The sequence below is a fragment of the Paenibacillus gallinarum genome, assembly GCF_014836635.1.
Classification (GTDB): Bacteria; Bacillota; Bacilli; order Paenibacillales; family Paenibacillaceae; genus Paenibacillus; species Paenibacillus gallinarum.
In genome coordinates this window covers 139,905-160,287 of record NZ_JACSQL010000009.1, presented here as the reverse complement: position 1 = coordinate 160,287, position 20,383 = coordinate 139,905, and the positions used below count along the sequence as shown (strand labels likewise).

17 protein-coding genes are annotated in these 20,383 nt (G+C 42.4%); 6 read left to right on the top strand and 11 right to left on the bottom strand.

Annotated features, from left to right (window positions below; translation table 11 throughout):
* The first annotated feature begins 60 nt into the window (after positions 1–60).
* Complete coding sequence (locus H9647_RS18095; protein WP_191802564.1) at positions 61–1,563, top strand: peptide MFS transporter; 1,503 nt, start codon at positions 61–63, stop codon at positions 1,561–1,563.
* A gap of 115 nt (positions 1,564–1,678) precedes the next feature.
* On the opposite strand, the gene rlmN is transcribed toward H9647_RS18095, so the two are convergent.
* The 8 genes from rlmN to H9647_RS18055 form a co-directional block, all read right to left on the bottom strand.
* Complete coding sequence (gene rlmN, locus H9647_RS18090; protein WP_191802562.1) at positions 1,679–2,767, bottom strand: 23S rRNA (adenine(2503)-C(2))-methyltransferase RlmN; 1,089 nt, start codon at positions 2,765–2,767, stop codon at positions 1,679–1,681.
* Between the two features lie 236 nt (positions 2,768–3,003).
* Complete coding sequence (locus tag H9647_RS18085; protein ID WP_191802560.1) at positions 3,004–4,026, bottom strand: FecCD family ABC transporter permease; 1,023 nt, start codon at positions 4,024–4,026, stop codon at positions 3,004–3,006.
* Positions 4,019–5,029 carry a FecCD family ABC transporter permease gene (locus H9647_RS18080; protein WP_191802558.1) on the bottom strand — a complete coding sequence of 337 codons (1,011 nt, stop codon included), beginning with the start codon at positions 5,027–5,029 and terminating at the stop codon, positions 4,019–4,021. The genes H9647_RS18085 and H9647_RS18080 overlap by 8 nt, the downstream gene beginning before the upstream one ends.
* A gap of 22 nt (positions 5,030–5,051) precedes the next feature.
* Positions 5,052–6,044, bottom strand: a complete 993-nt coding sequence (locus tag H9647_RS18075) for an ABC transporter substrate-binding protein (protein ID WP_191802556.1) — start codon at positions 6,042–6,044, stop codon at positions 5,052–5,054.
* 149 nt (positions 6,045–6,193) lie between these two features.
* Entirely contained in the window at positions 6,194–7,042 is an 849-nt protein-coding gene (locus H9647_RS18070) for a helix-turn-helix domain-containing protein (RefSeq protein WP_191802554.1), read from the bottom strand.
* 91 nt (positions 7,043–7,133) lie between these two features.
* Positions 7,134–7,988 carry an alpha/beta hydrolase gene (locus tag H9647_RS18065; protein WP_191802552.1) on the bottom strand — a complete coding sequence of 285 codons (855 nt, stop codon included), beginning with the start codon at positions 7,986–7,988 and terminating at the stop codon, positions 7,134–7,136.
* A gap of 171 nt (positions 7,989–8,159) precedes the next feature.
* Positions 8,160–9,671 carry a copper amine oxidase N-terminal domain-containing protein gene (locus H9647_RS18060; protein WP_191802550.1) on the bottom strand — a complete coding sequence of 504 codons (1,512 nt, stop codon included), beginning with the start codon at positions 9,669–9,671 and terminating at the stop codon, positions 8,160–8,162.
* Positions 9,672–10,003: 332 nt separating this feature from the next.
* Positions 10,004–11,575 (bottom strand): stalk domain-containing protein, encoded by a 1,572-nt coding sequence (locus H9647_RS18055; protein ID WP_191802548.1) that lies wholly within the window; start codon positions 11,573–11,575, stop codon positions 10,004–10,006.
* 254 nt (positions 11,576–11,829) lie between these two features.
* Here H9647_RS18055 and H9647_RS18050 point away from each other — a divergent pair, with 254 nt between their 5' ends.
* The 5 genes from H9647_RS18050 (at position 11,830) to H9647_RS18030 (ending at position 17,961) form a co-directional block, all read left to right on the top strand.
* Entirely contained in the window at positions 11,830–13,119 is a 1,290-nt protein-coding gene (locus tag H9647_RS18050; protein WP_191802546.1) for a multicopper oxidase domain-containing protein, read from the top strand.
* A gap of 359 nt (positions 13,120–13,478) precedes the next feature.
* Entirely contained in the window at positions 13,479–14,168 is a 690-nt protein-coding gene (locus H9647_RS18045) for a response regulator transcription factor (protein ID WP_191802544.1), read from the top strand.
* Positions 14,165–15,169, top strand: coding sequence for a sensor histidine kinase (locus tag H9647_RS18040; RefSeq protein ID WP_191802542.1), 1,005 nt, complete (start codon positions 14,165–14,167; stop codon positions 15,167–15,169). Before H9647_RS18045 ends, H9647_RS18040 begins: the two co-directional genes overlap by 4 nt.
* 96 nt (positions 15,170–15,265) lie before the next feature.
* Positions 15,266–16,021: an ABC transporter ATP-binding protein gene (locus H9647_RS18035; RefSeq protein WP_191802540.1), complete on the top strand. Its 756-nt coding sequence runs from the start codon at positions 15,266–15,268 to the stop codon at positions 16,019–16,021.
* Complete coding sequence (locus tag H9647_RS18030; RefSeq protein ID WP_191802538.1) at positions 16,018–17,961, top strand: FtsX-like permease family protein; 1,944 nt, start codon at positions 16,018–16,020, stop codon at positions 17,959–17,961. Before H9647_RS18035 ends, H9647_RS18030 begins: the two co-directional genes overlap by 4 nt.
* Positions 17,962–18,057: 96 nt before the next feature.
* Here the strand turns inward: H9647_RS18030 and H9647_RS18025 are convergent, their stop codons facing one another.
* The 3 genes from H9647_RS18025 to H9647_RS18015 form a co-directional block, all read right to left on the bottom strand.
* Positions 18,058–19,284, bottom strand: coding sequence for an MFS transporter (locus H9647_RS18025; RefSeq protein ID WP_191802536.1), 1,227 nt, complete (start codon positions 19,282–19,284; stop codon positions 18,058–18,060).
* On the bottom strand, positions 19,281–19,709 hold the full coding sequence (locus H9647_RS18020; protein ID WP_191802534.1) for a MarR family winged helix-turn-helix transcriptional regulator: 429 nt from the start codon (positions 19,707–19,709) through the stop codon (positions 19,281–19,283). Before H9647_RS18020 ends, H9647_RS18025 begins: the two co-directional genes overlap by 4 nt.
* A gap of 239 nt (positions 19,710–19,948) precedes the next feature.
* Positions 19,949–20,341 carry a DoxX family protein gene (locus tag H9647_RS18015; protein WP_191802532.1) on the bottom strand — a complete coding sequence of 131 codons (393 nt, stop codon included), beginning with the start codon at positions 20,339–20,341 and terminating at the stop codon, positions 19,949–19,951.
* Between the last annotated feature and the right edge of the window lie 42 nt (positions 20,342–20,383).

Sequence of the window (20,383 nt, the reverse complement as noted above, 5' to 3'; positions counted from 1 at the left end):
TCTTTTGACAGTCCAAAACATATAAGGTTATTATATCTATCAAATCAGGGAGGTTATGTAATGGCAGACATCACGAAAAAAGAAATTGTAGACAGTGTCCCCCAGAAAGGATTTTTTGGACACCCTAAAGGATTGTTTACCCTCTTCTTTACTGAGTTCTGGGAACGGTTCTCGTACTACGGAATGCGGGCAATCCTCGTTTACTATATGTATTACGAAGTTTCACAAGGCGGACTTGGTCTTGATAAGTCGTTGGCTCTATCGATCATGTCAATCTACGGTTCCCTTGTCTACATGTCAGGGATCATCGGCGGTTGGTTAGCAGACCGTGTCTTCGGGACATCAAAAGCCGTATTCTACGGCGGTGTTCTCATCATGCTCGGACACATCGCACTTGCTATTCCCGGCAGTGTTTCTTTATTCTTTGCTTCCATGGTTCTCATTGTCCTTGGGACAGGCTTACTCAAACCGAACGTATCCAGCGTAGTCGGAGATATTTACAGCTCTGAAGATAATCGCCGTGATGCTGGTTTCAGTATTTTCTACATGGGAATTAACCTTGGCGGATTCTTGGCACCGCTTGTAGTAGGATCTGTTGCAATGGATAACGGATCAAACAACTTCCATCTCGGCTTCAGCTTAGCAGCTATTGGTATGTTGATTGGTTTGATTGTTTTCGTTGCTACGAAGAAGAAAAATCTTGGACTTGCTGGTACTATTGTCAATAATCCGCTTGCACCACATGAAAAGAAAAAGATCTTTACGATTTTTGCTATAGCTATTGTTGTTATCGCCCTAATCGCGGTTCTCGGAATTCAAACTGGGTGGCTTACATTCCCGGTATTTGTAAATATTATCGCATTCCTCGGAATACTGATTCCGGTTAGTTACTTTATTGTTATGTACCGCAGTCCAAAAACAACTGCTGTGGAGCGCTCCAATTTAGTTGCTTACATTCCATTGTTCATTGCAGCTGTTATGTTCTGGGCAATTCAAGAGCAAGGTTCCACGATTCTTGCCAGCTATGCAGATACGAGAACACAACTGGAAGTCTTCGGGTTTAAAATTTCCCCGGCTTTCTTCCAGTCTCTAAATCCACTATTCGTTATCTTGCTTGCACCTGTTTTTGCTGGACTCTGGGTGAAACTTGGCGGTCGTCAACCGTCTATTCCTAGAAAGTTTGCCTTTGGTCTGCTGTTTGCAGGTCTATCTTTCTTGGTTATTCTTCTGCCTTCTTACTTCGGAGGAGAAAACAGCCTGGTAAGCCCGCTGTGGCTAGTACTGAGTTACTTCATTGTCGTGCTTGGTGAGCTTTGCTTGTCGCCGGTTGGTCTTTCTGCAACAACAAAACTTGCACCTGCAGCGTTCTCTGCACAAACAATGAGTCTCTGGTTCCTGACGAATGCAGCAGCACAAGCGATTAACGCGCTTATCGCACCTCTGTATTCAGAAGAAACAGAAATGGTTTACTTCGGAGTGATCGGCGGAGCGTCCATCGTCCTCGGTATCATCCTGTTTATCATTGCACCAAAAATTTCTTCCTACATGAAGGGGATTAAATAAAATAGAACGTAAAAAACCTCTGCTCCTTGATGAATCTTTCGTTCATCTTGGATACAGAGGTTTTTTATTGTACCTATCTAGTATTCAATTCACTGCTACAGCAGCTTGATCTAAATTAAGATAATACTTTCTCTAGACTTCCATCTTGATCTTTACGAATTTGCTTACTCCGAAGCTGGCCGCAAGCTGCATCGATATCCGCACCGTGTTCAAGTCTCACACTAACACTAATATTCTGCTTCTTCAGTACATCATAGAACGCAGTTATGGAGTCTTTCTCGCTCCGCTGATACTGGCTATGCTCATCTACCGGATTATATGGAATCAAGTTAACGATCGCTAGATTCCGGCGCTCCTTCAGTAGTTCTGCAAGTTCTAGCGCATGTTCAGGCTGATCATTTACTCCTTGGAGAAGAATATATTCAATCGTAATCCGCCGATTTGTAGTGTCCCAATAATATTCAATGGCTTCCATGAGCTTCTCAATCGGAATCGCCTTATTGATCTTCATAATCCGTGTACGAAGTTCATTATTCGGTGCATGCAGTGATACAGCAAGATTGACGTTCAGATCAGAATCGGCAAATTCTTTAATTTTATCCGCTAGTCCGCTAGTCGATACCGTAATATGTCTTGCACCAATAGCCAGTCCCTTATGATCCTTCACGACACGGATAAAGTCAGATATATTGTCATAGTTATCAAACGGTTCTCCAATACCCATCACCACGATATGACTCACCCGCTCACCCTTACCAGCCTGGTCGAGGTGGAACTGAACTTTCATAATCTGCTCAACAATTTCCCCAGCTGAAAGGTCACGGCTCTTCTTAAGCAGACCACTCGCACAGAAGCTACAGCCGATATTACAGCCTACCTGCGTCGTTACACAGACAGAGAGTCCAAACTTATGACGCATCAGCACAGTCTCAATGAGATTGCCATCTTCCAGACGAAATAGGAATTTGATCGTTCCGTCTGCTGATTCCTGCCTTGTATGCTCCGTTAATGTCTCTATTACAAAATGCTCAGATAACAGCTGAACACAGTTCTTGTTCACTTCAGTCATCTCCGCAAAATCCTTCACACGTCTCCGGTACAGCCACTCCCATACGTGGGATGCCCGAGATTTCTTATGGCCGTGCTCTTCCAGCCACGCTCCCATATGTTCCTGAGTTAATCCATAAATGGATGGTTTATTCATGACAAAACGGCCCTCTTTTCAAAACTTTAAAATGTAATCTATTCAAAACTTCGTGTCTCATTTACAAATAGGTTTACTTTCTTAATCCGTTTATTATTGTCCCAAACTTTTCAGGTTTAAACAAGGTCTAATCACGAATAACACGGACAAAATAGCAAAAGGAGACTTCCGTCTATACGAAAGCCTCCTTAACTGCTTTAAATAACTCTTTAAATAATACGGATATGTAAAATCGTCTACACCCTCGTTTTAAAGAGTAAATACACGAAGTACGGAACCCCAATAATTGAAATAACGATCCCTACGGGGAGCTCTGCTGGGGCAAATATCGTTTTCCCGATGAGATCACCCACAACGACCATCGCCATTCCTACAAGCCCAGATACAGGAATCATATGACGATGATGAAGACCGACAAGCCTCCGCGCAATGTGAGGTGCAATAAGCCCAACAAAACCTACGCTTCCCGCTACCGCTACACAGGCGCTGACAATCCCAACGCTATACAGCAGCAGTAAGATACGTTCCCGATTTACCGAGACGCCTGCTCCCATCGCGCTTCCTTCCTCAAGCTGCATCACATCCAAGATAAGTGACTTCCGCCAAATCAGTGGGATGAAGATCATAAGCCAAGGCAGCATAGCAATAATAAATTGCCAGTTGGCATTATAGATACTTCCCGCCAGCCACACGGTAGCCATCTCAAAATCCTTCGGATTCATCTTAAGGGATACGAAGAGCGTTATAGCCCCAAATCCTGAGGACACGGCGATACCGACTAAAATAAGCCTTTGGGAGTCCAGCTTCCCGCGCTCTAACGCAAACATGAGAATGAGCGCAGCAGCAGCGAGCCCCCCTACGAGACCAAATAAAGGCATCGTCATAATGGAGAAGAAACTAGCCCCCGTAATGGTCCCCTGAAAGAGAAACATAAAAAGGACAATTGCTGTACCTGCTCCAGCATTAATACCAAGCATGCCAGGGTCCGCAAGGGGATTGCGTACGATGCCCTGAACGACAGCACCGGCAGTGCCAAGACCTAAGCCGAGGAGTAACGCAATAATAATTCGCGGCAAGCGAAAATCAAAAATAACGAGGTGGTGTTCCCGTGATGTATCCATGCCTAAGAGCGTCTTTATTACATCACTCACCGTCATATCAAACGTACCGTTCGTTATGCTGATATAAGAAGCCAGAAGAATAATAGCCGACGTAACAAGGACTACCATTCCTTTTTTTCTCCGATTCGTATTATACATTTGCCTTTCCTCCTCTGGTTTTAATCAGATACAGGAAGAAAGGAACCCCGAACAGTGCCGTGATCACACCGATGGGTGTTTCAAAAGGAGCATTAATGAATCGGCTCAGCACATCACACCAAGCGAGAAAAAGCCCGCCAAGAATACCTGAGCAAGGAATAACCCACTTGTAATCCACACCTACAAAAAAACGAGTAATGTGCGGAATCAGAAGCCCGACAAATGCAATTTTTCCGGCAAGTGCCACTGAAATTCCCGTTAAAATAACGACACTGAGAATGGATAATGCTTTTACCCATTTGGTACGTTGCCCAAGTCCAGTCGCCATCTCATCTCCAAGGGACAAGATCGTTATCGATTTGGATAAGCTCATGGCAAGAGCCAGTCCAACGATAGCAAAAGGAATGATCAGTTTTATTAGCTCAGGATCCATTTGATGCAATCTTGCGTTATACCAGAAACTTATATTTTGAGACACCTGAAAATACGTCGCTGCTGCTTCCGATAATCCACTCAGAAACGTACCGATTATTGTCCCCAAAATAGCGAGACGGACCGGAGTCATTCCTCTCGGTAATAGCCAAGCAAGTGAAAAAACAATTCCTGCGCCAATCGCTGATCCAAGTAATGAGAAAGCAATGTAACCTAGAGTCGATGTACCCGGCAGCAGTATCATACAAAAGGTAATGACAAAAACAGAGCCGTCGGAGACACCCATAATAGAGGGAGAAGCCAAATAGTTGCGAGTCATTCCCTGCATGAGTGCACCCGAGATCGCAAGAAATGCCCCAATAAGCAGAGCCCCCACGACTCTTGGGAGCCGTGAGGTCATAATGATCTGATGATCGATGCTGTCTGTGTCAAAGTGGAATATTGCATTCCACACTTCGGCAGGTTCGATATTTTTTGCTCCATAATGAATGGAGAATAGAATGGTTAGAGCCACAAGAATAGGAGCCGTCACCAGAATAAGGGCCGGATTTATTTTTCCTTTAGGTATCATAAGTTTCTATGGTCGCCGCGGTCTACTTCGTCAGTTGCTCTACAGCAGCTGTTAGGAAATTCGTTCTGCTCCAAGCCGGTCCACCCTCGGAGAGAGGATCAATGACATTAATAAATACATGTTCATCTTTAAAAGCTGTGGTCTTTTGGATAATTGGATTGTTCTGCAGATCCTCTAATGCCGCAGGATTGTCTTTGTTTGACTGCTCTTCAAACTGAATAAATACATAGTCTGGATTCATTTCTGCAAACTGTTCAACAGATATCATCTCCTGGGCTTCTGCTGCGAGAACTTCAGCTGGCGGCGTAAGTCCCAGATCTTCATATAAAACCGGGTTTACAAATACATTCGCCGGATAGATATACATTTCTCCCCCACGAATACGAATGGCGACAACTTCTTTATCGTTCAGGGTATCTCCCAATTGCGATTTCGCAGTCTCTACTTGAGCCTCGTAATCTTCAATGATTTGTTTCGCTTGATCTTGCTTCCCAGTGAGCTCCGCCATCAGATTCAAGTTATCCTTCCAGTCAGAAGCGATATGTGAAACCTGAATCAGCGGGGCAATTTTCTTTAGTTGTTCTACTACTTCCGGTTTGAACTTTGTCGTACCCAGAATCACATCTGGCTGCAGGGAGAGAATGGTCTCAAAGTTAGGTTCCGCCTTTTCTCCAATAGACTGCGCTTGATCAGTGATTGCTGCGAAACGTTCCGGAAACTCACCACCTACCGTAATGGCACCTGCTGGATGCACATCAAGTACAAGCGCATCTTCCATTGCCTCCATTGCACCTGTGATGATGATTTTTTCTGCATTTACGGGAATAGTATATTCTTGACCCAAGTATGTAATACTGCGAGTATCGCTAGCTGTCTCATTTGTTTCCGTTTTTGTTGATGTAGCCGGTGTCTGCTCGCCTGTACCCGTAGCCTCTTTATCTCCGCCACTATTTCCGCATGCTGCAAGCATCACAAGCAGAAGGACTAGCATTCCGATGAAAGCTGTTTTCTTCATTTCTAATGGACCCCTCTCCGTATCCTCATTCAATAATTGATAATGATTATCATTATTGAATGATACTGGAGAAGAGAACGGTTATCCATGGACATTTTCCTGACGGACTTGTCCTAATTACCGATCATCTCTGCAGCGGGGTGCCGAAATTAATGAGCACCTGTTCGATAGGCAGAAGGGGAAGTCCCCATCATCTTCTTAAACTTTCGGCTAAAATAGAACTCATCCGGATATCCAACGAGATGTGCAATCTCCCTTAGCTTCAGTTCGGGGTCCATCATGAGTCGTTTGGCGTGCTCCATGCGGACGGTGGCTATGTATTCCGTTACACTGACTCCATAATGTTTTTTGAACAGCTCGCTGTAGTATTTCAAACTTAGTCCTGCCATCCGGCAAAGTTTGTCTAGCGGTAAGCTTTCAGTATAATGCTGGTCAATGTAATCTTTAGTCAGCTGTAATGCAGAATCCGTGTCTGCCCGAGCCTGATCACTGCTTTTCGCTATCCAGTATAGAGCCTCCTGGAAAAGAAGCTGACTGCGATATCTCCCAAGTCCTTCCCCGCTGTGCCAGTGACCATAAATGGAATTACATATATCGGTAAACCAGTTGACCTCATGATGCGATAGATCCAATAAGTGCCCCACAGGCGGTACCTCAGATACAAGAAGATGCTGTTTCTGGTCATCTTGTTGATACACATCATAGCCAATTATAGTAAGGTTCACTTCGTTACTATCCTTACAGTCCATCACCAGCTTCTCCTCATTCATACACGAATAGATACAAGTACCGTCAACGGGAAAAGAACAATCCCTCCATGTTAAACACCCCTGGCCCTCAGCAACCATCAGCAGATGAGAAGAGTGATGATTCATATCAGAAGGATTCCACTTTTTACATGCGCTCACCTTAAGAACTTCTTTCAGCTTAACAACAGAGGAATCTAAGAGTTGTTTGCCTTGTACCTTAGCTGCTTTTGAAGTTGTCATCTCAACCATGAAAAATAATCACCGCCTTATTAATGATAATGATTATCAATATCATAAAACAGAGTTTATCATACTTTTCTGTTTAGCAGTGATTTAATTCTCACTTTTTTGATTCGTTCGATTCTTCTTCTGCCCATCCATTAAATCGCAAAGCTCTATTAATGAGTACAGGTACAATAGACATATGATTCTCAGCTTCAAAGGCTTGATAAGCTACCTGCACTCCAAACTCTTCAAGCTTACTTAATCTCTCAACCTGTTCCTCTGCATTCCTGATCATCGGAACTTTTAGATTCCCTTCGAGTTCCCCTACCGCAATCAGCACCCGGGTATTCAGTTTAGTTCTACCCTTGCTAACCTCCTCCAGCCATTTCTGTTCCTGCTGACGTAAATACATCGCATTCCAGTGAATCGATGGACTGCCTGCGATGTAAGTGTGGAAAGAATGAGGTCTAACAAAAAGCATATGCAGTACAAAAAGTCCGCCAAGCGAGTGTCCCACAATCATCTGTCTGCTCGAATCAACTGAGTACCGACTCTCTACCAACGGCTTTAGTTGATCTTCTACAAATGACATAAAGTCCAGCGCTCCTCCCTGTTCGGGAAGCGGCCTTCCAAACGGGATCTTCGGTAAATCCTTCTCCGGTGCAGGCATCGTAAAATCATAGTGGCGTTTAGGTGGGAAAAGAGCTTCCGCATTGTACCCAATGCTAACCACAATGGCAGGTGCCACGCCAGTCTTCTCCGGTCTTAATGACTGAATACGCATCATCTCCGCTGTCATCGCAAAGGTGCTGTTTCCATCAAGTGTATAAATGATGGGAAATCCAGAGGCGGGCACTTTTCCGCTCGGTTGATAAATCTGTACTCGATACTCCTGTCCATTTATGCCTGAAGTGACAGACCATGCATCGGTTCCCGCTAAAGTCACCTTTTTCATTGAAGTATTCTCCATTCTATTCTCTCCTTCACGCAGTTAACTTACCTTGTTTTCCGCATTATATTGCACTGATAATAGGAGAGACATGGATATTCTCCGGAAATATCATCGGTAAGACCTAAGAAAGGACTCCACTAAGATTAGTGGAGTCCTTCTCATCGAATATATTTGCGCTGTAATTAAAGACTAGTTACGCTGAACGGAATAACCATCTGCTTCTACAGTTACACTAGCTCCGAGTGCATCAGCAATCGAGCGCAGCGGTACATAAATCGTCCCTTGAGCTGTGTAAGGAGCTTGCGGCAATGTAACTGCCTTTCCGTTGATTGTGGCTTTTTTCGAGCCTAGTGTATATGTCGATTGCTCAAGTGTAAGATCATTAATTACGGTAAGTTGTTTAGAGCCTTTTGCCCACTTCACTTCTGCATCGAAATGTTCAGCAAAGTAACGGAGAGGAACAAATGCAGTCCCTTTTACATTTTCTGCTCCGTACATTGGATCATTTGACTCCAGGTAAAGATAAGAAGTTGTCATGCCAGATTGCAAAAGCAGATCATATACCGGCTTCGTTCCTTCAAAGTTACGAAGCATCTGGCCTGTTGTCACCTCTCCAAAGAGTGGATCAAGGTACCCTTTAGAAAGGTCAACTTGATCAGCCGTTACTTTTTCGCCAAAATTCCATGATTCGGCATCACTGATGACTTTAATCTCGGAAACGGGGATGTCTTTAGAAACAGGGAGTGCAACTGTTAGTTCCATATTGCTCTTCCGTGCATTCAGATCCTTATCGAAGTAATAATTCACAACTAGACTACTCTTATCACTAAAGACGGTTTTCATCTCTGGAGTTTCAGTGAGCATCTTGTCAATCTCTGTATCGATCGTCTTCACATATTCATCAAGAAGACCCTTAATCATGCCATAATAAATCGTTACTGCTTCTTCTTTGGTAGCAGGCAAGATGCCCTCTGCTAATCCTTCTGCTCCTTCTATCTCTTGGTAAGAGGAGAACAGCCCTTTAGCCGCATCATAAATATCTCCAATTAGTTGCTTTAGGCCCTTCTCATCCTGTGCAATACTGCTGAGGAAAGGACGTACCATCTTGAGTACTTCTGCTCCGCTAATCTCAGCATGAAGTTTTGTAAGATTCAATTTCTCTCCATTTACCGTTGCTTCTTCTTGACCTACCGAGATCTTATTCGGATTAGGAAGGTGCTTGACGACAAAGCTGGCTACATTCCATATGGCATCTTCCATCTGCTCATTGTATGCCGTCATATCTGGAAGAGACGGATCTAGTGCGTATGAAAGATAGATTGGCTGCTTAGCTCCTTCTATTTGCAGGGCAGCTCCTTTTTCATCCAAACTCAAAAGAAAGGGAATTTCCGCTTTCTGATAATGAACTTTTCCCTTAATGGAGGCTTTGTCCTTATTTTCTACTTTTGCACTATCAATATATAGAGAAAATGAATTGATAAGTTCTATGATGGCGAGATCTTCTTCCGATGCATTTGCTGAAGGTGTAACTTTTACTTGTAAAGTCTCTTTTGTCTCACTGGATTGATACATACGATCTTTACTTCCAAGTAGAGCTGAGCTTACATCCAGGCCACCAACAGCCTGACATCCGGTAAGGATAACAAGCAAAAGAGCTAGTGGTGCCGCGAACCATTTTAACTGCTTACGAATTCGAATCATATTCTCCTCCTCGATCTTGGTATTGAAGTTTACATCCAGATCTTATCTTACATACAAAGGAAATATATGTAAACCCTTGATTATTTTTGCACATCCTATGACATGTTGTTCGACAGATTGGGACAACATTGATTGGCAAACCCAGGCTAGACATATAAATATGACGAATACCTATGAAAATAAATGATTTTTGTAGTTTCTATAAAAAGAGAGTGCACCAAGGGAAATACCTATTTACCTGTTCTAGAAAATTAATATTTATTAGTATTCTTTCTTTTATCGATCTACGTACAGAAAGAGAAGAACCCCCGTACATAGACAGGGGTTTAAGCTTATTTATCCGCAAAGATAAGTGTTGTTTTTGAGTTGTTTATATAGCCGACTTTCGTTCCGAGCTGTTCGGATACAAAACGGAGGGGAATACAGGTCACTCCACTCTTTAGCATCAGCGGAGCATCATAGAGTATAGTCTTGCCATTTACCTTCACTTGTCTATTGTAGACAGTCCACCGGATGGACGTATCATTCTTCTGGATGGTTACCTCTTTCTTCTTTTGATTCCATGTAACATCGGCTCCAAGCTGCTCAGATATAAAACGAAGGGGGACATAAGTACGTCCTTTTTCAAGAAAAGGAGCAACTCGAAGTGAATAGGATTGATCCCCGATATAGGCTGTTTTCGAACCTTCCTGAAGGCGCTGGTATTTCCCCTGCGGAGTAACATCTTCCGGGTTCCCTTCAAGTTCAGTAAACAAACTCCATGTATTCGATCCATAAGTTAGATCAAGATAGTTATCTTTTAGATTAAGTCCGTAATAAGGGGGTTCTCCCGATGATCCTTGCCGTGCATAGATAAAATGATGATTCTGGATTGGCTGCAGGTCCCAGACCAGATTACTGGATAGATTTAAACTCTGAATATGGTTCAATTGCTGCAAAGGCGCAAGATTAAAAATCAAATTCTTGGAAACATCCAGATTAGTTAGTGATTTTAGATCCTTCAGTGGTTCTAGGCTTGTTATCTGATTATCAGAAGCGTTTAGATCAGTGAGCTGCTGCAAATTTTGAATAGGAGTAAGATTGTTTAGCTGTAAGCCTGACAGATCTAGAATCTCAAGATTCGTAAGATGACTCATATTTTGCAGCTCGTTTATATTGGACAATGGATTATATGCAAGCTTCAGACTGACAATGGATCTAGGTAACTCATTTATGTAGGTTGCATCTGTTATCTGGTTCTGATTAAGATCGAGAATTTGCAGATTTGGAAGCTTGGTAAGAACGGATATATTTTTAATTTGGTTTGCGGAAGCCAAGAGTTCCTTTAATGATGTCATATTTACTAAAGGCTCTATACTTTCAATTTTGTTAAAATTGATGTCTAGCGCACGTAAGGATGCTGCTCCTAACAGACCATCTAAACTTGTGATCTGATTTCCTCCCGCATAAAGTGTATGTAACCTTGGAAAGTTACGGGTCACACCGAGTGATGTAATTGCATTATTGCTTACAATAAGTCGTTCCATCCCTGTATTTTTCTCAAGTGGTTCTATAGAACTGACATAGTTATTCGTAACATCGACTTCCCGCAGGGTTGTTAATTCTTTAAGCGGTGACAAATCTTCGACCTGGTTATATGGAATCCGCAGATGCGTGAGGTGAACTGCATGCTCCAGCCCTGAAAGACTCCGAATTCCCGATGAAGGAAGGTCAACCACCGTTAATTCCTCCAAGTCACTTACCGTGAGTTCCTCGTCTTGTGCTTTATTCAGGATCATCTTTAGACCATTGTCCAAGTATGGGTCTTTTACTAGACCTTGCCCAGCAGCATATAGATATGTGCCTTGTCCCCCCCAACCCATCGCAAATAAAAACGTAAGTACAATGGTTATTACTCTCTTCATTCCCCGTATCCTCCCCTTTATAACTGTACTTTCTATTCTTATACGTATTCGAATTCCTATATAGGAGACTAATATCCTTATGTTTAAGCCATAATTTAATAATAATGACGAAAAGTAGAGAACCTATGTTTCAAACATCCCCCTACCCTTTACCCAGATCTAGATGAAAGGAATACATTATGAGAAAAATATTCAATAAATTTCTATATATATGTTTAGTTTCCCTGCTACTAGCCTTGTTGTTTCTTCCTGTGGTGAGCCCTTTATTTCATGAGCCAGCTCAGGCTATTCCGTCATCTGCTGCTGCAGATCCTGGGCAGAAGGATGAACTACCTGCAGTTAAACAATTTCATCTCTATGCAACGGATGGTACACTTGCATTGCCGGACGGAACTTCCGTTTATGTATGGGGTTATAGTGAAAAAAATGAGAAAGGATCGGCGACTTATCCTGCCCCTACCTTGACTGTTAACGAAGGCGACCAAGTAGAAGTAACTCTTACTAATATCGGCACTGCCAAGAAAGGAATAAAGAGGGTAGGCCATACTATCCATTTTCATGGTCTAGATACGGATCAGGCGAATGACGGTGTTCCTCATACCTCAAAAGATCTGCTTGTAGGTGAAAGCTTCACCTATCAATTTCAGGCTAAGCATGCGGGGACTTATTTCTATCACTGCCATGTCGATACGGTAGAACACTTGCAGATGGGGATGACCGGTGCATTCATTGTCCAAGCAAAAGACGGAATAAAAACAGCTTGGACCAGCGGACCTGTTTTTACAAAAGAGTATACCTTTATGCTGAACGAGATTGACCCTGTGTGGCACAAAGCCGTGGAAGAAGGTAAAAAATATGATCGAACCACCTTCCATCCCACATACTTCACCATCAACGGAAAAGCCTATCCTGATACAGAGAAAGACCCATCGACCATGATTGACGGTAAACTCGGAGACAAGGTGCTCGTACGTCTCATTAATACGGGGTATCAAGCTCACTCTATGCACTTGCATGGATTTCATTTTGGAGTCATTGCTTCCGATGGAAGACCGCTAGCTTCGCCGCTGATCAAAGACACCGTTAATGTTGGGCCCGGAGAACGATACGATCTGCTCATTACTTTCGATCAAGATGGCTCATATCCTTTCCATAGCCATAACATTATCGACAATACGAACAATGGCATTTACCCTGGCGGGATGCATACGATGGTCCAAGTCACTAAGGATGGAAAAACACCGCAAGGTACAAACCATCATCAGCATACAGAACCCATTCCTGAAGAAATCAGAGATGGAATTACCGTTGTTATCAGCGATATGCGTTACTCCATTCCAGAACTCAAAGTAAAGCAAGGGACGACCGTCACTTGGATCAACAACGATCCTATGTTTCATACCGTGACTTCAATAGATGATCAATTTGATTCTCGTCATATCGAACCCGGCAAGCAGTACTCCTATACTTTTCAGGAAAAGGGAACCTTCCCCTATTACTGTGCCACGCATCCTAGTATGGAGGCAAGTGTTATTGTGGAATAACAAAAAGTCGCCTGCCCCTCAACTTGTGAGAGCAGGCGATTGTTCTATTTATTTTTCTTATTTGCCATCCGTTTCGAATGCATCTGGCTCATCATCACGGATCGCCTTATCTTCTTCATTCTCGTTCGGATCTGTATTTTTCATCAGCTTTACCATCGAAATCCCTCTTTTCAAAGATAAATTTCTAGTGACTTGTCTTCTTTATATATAACCTCTTATTCCGTTCTCTTAAACATACGACCCAGCTGCTCTTCTTCTTACATATCGTTAAAATCACATCGCTCTCTTTTAAGAAAGAGGCCTTTTCGGTTACACTTGCCATAGGAGATCTAACTTGTCAGAAAGCGCGGTGACACTCTTTGTCTACTATTATGCTTATTGAAGATGATGCGACCCTTTTTAATGAAATCAAGGAACGACTAGCTCAGTGGTCATATAACGTATATGGAGTACAGGATTTTGATCAGGTATTTCAAGAGTTCACAGCAATAAAACCAGACCTTGTCATCATTGATATCCAGCTTCCGAAATTTGATGGTTTCCACTGGTGCCGGATTATCCGGTCCCATTCGAATGTGCCGATTATTTTTCTCTCCTCCAGGGATCACCCAACCGATATGGTCATGTCCATGCAGCTCGGAGCCGACGATTTTGTACAGAAACCTTTTCACTTTGATGTTCTCATTGCCAAAATACAAGCTACCCTTAGACGGGTATATAATTATAATACCGAGCGTATTGAACTCCGGACTTGGCGCGGAGCCACCATCGAGTACGTCAAAAATACGATCTCAAATGAGCATGGATCGGTAGACCTCACTAAAAATGAAATGTTCATTCTCAAAATATTAACCGAGCATAAAAACCAGATTGTCAGCAGAGAAAAACTCATCCAAAACTTATGGGATCATGAACACTTTGTCAGTGATAATACCCTGACGGTAAATGTGAATCGGCTGCGTAAGAAACTCGAAACGATTGGCCTGGATATCTATATTGAGACAAAAGTGGGACAAGGATATATCGCTACGGAAGAGGTCAGCGTATGATCTGGACCTTTCTCAAAGAACGCAGAACTTGGCTTCTTCTTTTATTGTCTATACAGCTGATCATTCTGTTTATTTCCTATATCGATAGTACAATTCCGTTTATGTCGATGCTGTACATTGTTCTCCTTCTCACCCTCCTTTGCATCACCTTTGTTGTTCTAAGGTACATGAAGGAAACTAGGTTTTATTCAAATATGAAGAATTGGGATCACACCTATGATCTTGCTGAACTAAGTAGTGCAGACAGTCCTTTTGAGCAGATTGTTCTGGACGCTGTCACTTTACAGACCGAACGTTACAAACGCGAAACTTCCTATAATTATATACTCCTTGAACAGGAAAAGGACGAGCTGCTCTCCTGGATTCATGAAGTAAAAACACCCCTGACGGCGATGCAGCTGATGATCGACCGGCTTCCTGATGAGACCCTGCAAAGACAACTGATGTATGAGTGGCTGCGAATTCATCACCTTCTCGATCAGCAGTTGCACCAGAAGCGAATTCCTTTCATTCAAAATGATCTTTATATTGAAGTTTCTGAGCTGGAGCCGATTATTCACCAAGAAATTAGAGTTCTGAAATCCTGGTGTATTCAAAAAGGTATCGGGTTTGATGTTTCTCTGACGGAAACGAAGGTACTAACCGATGCCAAATGGCTTGGCTTTATCCTCAGACAACTGATTACCAATGCGGTAAAATACAGTGCATCCTCTGATGTTCTTATTGAGAGTTCTCGCCTAGATGATCATGTTGTACTCACGATACAAGATACAGGCAGAGGCATTGATCCCAAAGATCTGCCTCGTATTTATGAACGGGGATTCACTTCTACTACTCATCACGAGGACGGTGCTTCGACTGGTATGGGTTTATATCTTGCAAAACAAGTGGCGGATTCGCTGCACATTCGCATGAACGTTTCTTCTGTACTTGGAGAAGGTACGACTTTTACTTTGACCTTCCCGCGAAAAAATGAATTTGTTCGTATTACGGGCATGTGACAACATCGTCACATGCTTTTGTATATTGTTCGTTAAATCGAAGGAAAGCCGGCTCCGCTTTTATTATGATAGGTACATAACAAAGGAGTGAGTGAATTGATCATACTTGAAGCAAGTAAAATTCATAAAACATACGGGAATAAATTCAACAAACAGGAAGTCCTCAAAGGCATTGACCTTCGAGTAAATAAAGGGGAATTCGTGAGTATCATGGGAGCTTCGGGTTCAGGTAAAACAACTCTGCTGAATGTTCTTTCTTCCATTGATCAGGTAAGTCAAGGAACGATCCAGATTGAGGGGAAAGAATTTACAGGGATGAAGGAAAAACAATTGGCGGAGTTCCGTAAACATCACCTTGGCTTTATTTTTCAGGAGTATAACTTACTGGACACACTAACGGTTCGGGAAAACGTACTGCTGCCGCTGTCCATCAAGAACGTATCCAAAAAAGAAGCGAATGAAAAATTCCAGAACATTGCTTCTGAGCTTGGAATCTATGAGCTGAAGGATAAATATCCGAGTGAAATCTCAGGCGGACAAAAACAGCGTACCTCCGCCGCGAGAGCCTTTATCCATGATCCGAGCATTATTTTTGCTGATGAACCAACGGGCGCTCTCGATTCCAAGTCCGCTTCCGATCTGCTCAATAAACTGAGCGACATGAATGAAAAACACCAAGCGACAATTATTATGGTTACGCATGATCCGGTAGCCGCCAGTTACTGCAGCCGAGTTGTTTTTATCAAAGACGGTCAGATCTATACCCAGCTTAATAAAGGGGAAGAATCAAGACAGTCCTTCTTTAATGACATCATTAAAACCCAAGGCGTACTGGGCGGTGTTCAAGAGTGAACCTTAACTACCTAATCTTTCGCAACTTAAAGAAAAACATAAAAAATTATTATCTGTATGTCTTCGCTCTTATTTTTAGCGTTGCCCTATATTTCTCGTTTGTTACGCTTCAGTACGATCCTGCGATGGATGAAACAGCCGGTTCAGTAAAGGGCGCTGCAGCTATCGGTACTGCTTCTGTTCTGCTCGTCGCTATTGTTGCTATATTCTTGCTCTACGCCAATACGATCTTTATTAAACGGCGCAGTAAAGAAATCGGATTATTTCAGCTCATTGGTCTCACGAAAGGAAAGATATTTCAAATACTCAGTGCCGAAAATCTCATTCTTTATTTTGGTTCTATGCTCATCGGTATTGCGTCAGGGTTTGCTGTTTCCCGCTTGGTGCTGATGATTCTGTTCAAAATCCTACAAGTAGATGAAATCGCAAAACTGCGTTTTTCTACAGAGGCACTTTTCCAAACGGTCATTGTATTTGCGGCTATCTATCTGCTCATCATGATCATGAACTACCTGTTTATTAAACGTCAGAGTATCCTCTCTTTATTCCGGGTTACCTCTTCTACACAGCAGCGTGTACAGAAGATGTCCGTATGGGAAATCTTGATAGGAATGCTCGGCTTAGCTCTCATTATCGTTGGTTATTATGTATCCTCCCAGCTCTTCGGAGGTAATTTTGCTGATGAGATGAATCAGCTTATGATGACGATGCTATTTATTCTGGCTAGTGTCATTATTGGGACCTATTTGTTCTACAAAGGATCCGTAAGCTTTATTTTCAATATGATTCGTAAACATCGCAAAGGATATTTGTCGATAAGTGAAGTCCTTTCTCTGTCGTCCATTATGTTCCGGATGAAGTCGAACGCTCTGTTGCTCACGATTATTACTACCGTGTCAGCACTTGCGATTGGTTTATTGTCACTTAGCTATATCTCATATTATTCAGCAGGTTCATCAGCAAAGAACAGTGTTCCTAATGACTTCTCATTTTCTACAGCAGAGACTAAGGATATTTTTGTTACCGAACTTACTAACCAGCAAATTGCGTATAAAGAAACGCTTAGAGAACCGGTTATGCTAAGGTTTGATATTTCTCAAATTCTAACTAATGACAGCATGATCGCCAGAGACATGAACGATAACTTTGTCATTCCCGTAATTTCAGAAAAACAAGCTGGCAGTACAGATATGAAACCGGGAGAAGTACGATTTGCAGGTTATACAGGAGCAATCAGCTCATTTTTGCCGCTGAAAGATAAAGGGGAAGTTACGCTGCTTGGAACGACAAAATCACAGACACTGCAGCTTACTGGCATGGATGAAGAGACTCTGCTCAGTTATTCTTACAATGGCGGAATGCCTATTGCCATTGTTGATGACAGTGTATATCAAGACTTCCGCAAAGAGTATGATCCTGGGTATCAGACGGAGTATAACTCCACCTACTATGGGATCGACATCACGGATCGATCTGAAGTTCCTGCTGCAAATGAAATTTTCCATGAACAAGGCTTGAATTCCCCAAATTTCTCTCAGCTCGATATGAAGCTGTCGCAGATCGAAAATATGGGGCTGATCATGTTTATTGTCGGATTCCTGGGACTTACTTTCCTGATCACTTCCGGATGTATCTTATACTTTAAACAGATGGACGAAAGCGAAGAAGAACGTCCAAACTATACGATCTTACGGAAACTTGGGTTCACGCAAGGGAATCTGCTTCGCGGCATTCAGTTTAAACAGCTATTTAACTTTGGGATTCCGCTGGTGGTCGGACTGTGTCACAGCTATTTTGCCGTAAAATCAGGCTGGTTTTTCTTTGGAACAGAGCTGCTTACGCCTATGATTCTGGTTATGGTGGTTTACACCGTTCTTTATTCCATCTTTGGCATTCTGTCGGTACTGTATTATAAAAAAGTAATTAAGGAGTCACTATAATAAGTCTTTAAGCCACTTTGCCCTTCTGGATCCATACACTTCAAAAAAAGCCGCAAGCCCGGTTGATCATGGGCTTGCGGCCTTCTGTATTTTAATCTAATTTAATACTTTCAATGTATGGTCCTGCGCTTCTGCCTTCTCTTTTCTGCCTACCATCACGTAGTACACGAAGAAAGAAACGACAAGAAGTCCCGCCATCACCATGTACATTCCCCTATATCCAATGAATGGAGTCAGGAACCCGAGTAAGAACGGACCTACACCGATTCCGAGGTCTAAGAAGATATAAAATGTAGAGGTAGCAAGCCCCATACGGTGTACTGGAGATTTTTTTACTGCATATGCCTGTGCGCTGGCCTGTGTTGTACCGTATCCAAGGCCTACAAATACCGCAGACAGTAAGAGGATGAGTCCTGAATGAACCTGACTTAACAGGATCATTGCAATAATAAAGCAGATAATAGCCGGATACATTACAAAATTAACGCCATGTTTATCAAACCATTTGCCCGTGAACGGTCTTGTCAGGATAACGACAACGGCATACACGATGAAGAAGAAGCTGACGACTTCCGTCAGATTGATTTGTCCAGCATACAGCTTTAGGTAAGAAAGAATACTAGAATAGGCAAGCCCCATAAATAGAATCGTGATCGAAATGGGTATTGCTTTTGGCTCGAAAAAATTAGAGATTTTAAAGCCTTTCATTTCACTCTTTTGTTCTGCAGTCAGAGTAAGCTTAGGCACGTTCAAAAATAAGCCGGCAAACAGTGAGAATACAGCAAGTACAGCACATAATATAAAGTTTCCAGTGACAGAACTATTATTACTAATCAATACACCGAGGAAAGGTCCAATCGCCGAAGCAACGATAATACTAACCCCATAGTATCCCGTACCTTCCCCTCTTCTGCTGTGAGGAATAAGACTAGCCGAGATCGTACCTGTGGCTGTCGAAGCCAAAGCAAAAGCCAAACCATGAAAGAAACGGATAATGAGCAAGGTAGTTATGCTGCTGATAAAGAAGTAACCCAAGCTCAGGATGGTAAAGAAAATAAGTCCTGTAAATAACATACGTCTACGGCCTACACTCTCCATTAATCTCCCAGCTGCAATACGACCAATAAGAGCACCGATAACAAAAATACTAGATCCCAGCGCTGCGATGCCATCACTGACATGAAACTCATCTATAGCATAGGAAGGAATAATAACGACAAGCAAATAAAAACATAAAAACAATAAGAAGTTCACACCAAAAACGATTAGGAAGTCTTTCGTCCATAATCGTTCTTTTGTATCTGCAGTTTCCAACTCAATCACCTTTTTTCAATAATTTTGTTCCGGACTTGATCCATCACCTGAATGACCAGATTCTGTTCCTCAGGCGAAACACCCTCCATAATGCTCTTCTCATACTCATCCAGCAAAAGACGGATTTGTGACGCTACTTCCTTGCCCTTCTCTGATAACTGGATCCTTTTCTCCCGCTTGTCACTGACCGGAATTTGCTCCACATATCCAAGGCGAAGAAGCGTCATTACGGTTCTTGTAATCGTAGGTTTCTCCACATATAAATGTTTAGATAGCTCCACGAGCGAAAAACTAGACTGATACATATCAAGGTAATACATGATAGACCACTGGGCGTTGTGAAGATCATAATCCGCAAGAATACGATTCAGCTCACTGACAAAGGGACGATACAGCAAAAAGTATTTATGAAAAAAAGTTCTATGGTCCTCCATTTTCAACCTCCGAAATTTAGTTACTCTAGGTAACTACTTTCTAAAGTATAATGAAACTTTTTACATATGTAAAGTTATTTCTGAAAATTATTATGAAAGCACCTTCTGTTTTCAGTATATTTCATTAAGGTTTCAAGTTGGTAAAAATGCTGTCGTGTTCTTGAGTTAAAACAAAAAAAGCAACCCCCCTCTGGCTTCATTACCAGTGGTGATTGCTTTTTGTTCCGCCAATGACGGATTTAGTTCATTTTTGCTTTTTTGAAAATCAAATGATCAAGTGACCAGCGTGTCATTTCTGCAAATACCAGATATAGAGCAATGAGCATAAACGAGAGATCGAGCTCGTATCCATTAAGTAGCCCCGCAGAGAGCTTAGCAGTAAGTACTGCTCCGAGCAGAATAACGAGCAAAATAGCAGACACATAACGAGTGAACAAACCGAGAATCAGCAGAATTCCTCCAATAAGTTCTACAGGCCCTACGATATAAGCCAAGAATCCAGGAATATTAATACTTTCAAACCATCCGGCTACATTACCAAGCCCCGTGTTAAACTTGTCCATCCCATGTGCAAGGAATAAAATACCGAACACAACTCTCATAATCGTAGTAACTATATTCATTTTCATCATGCTTCCCCCTAAATACGTTCCGAAATATTAGTAATACAGAAC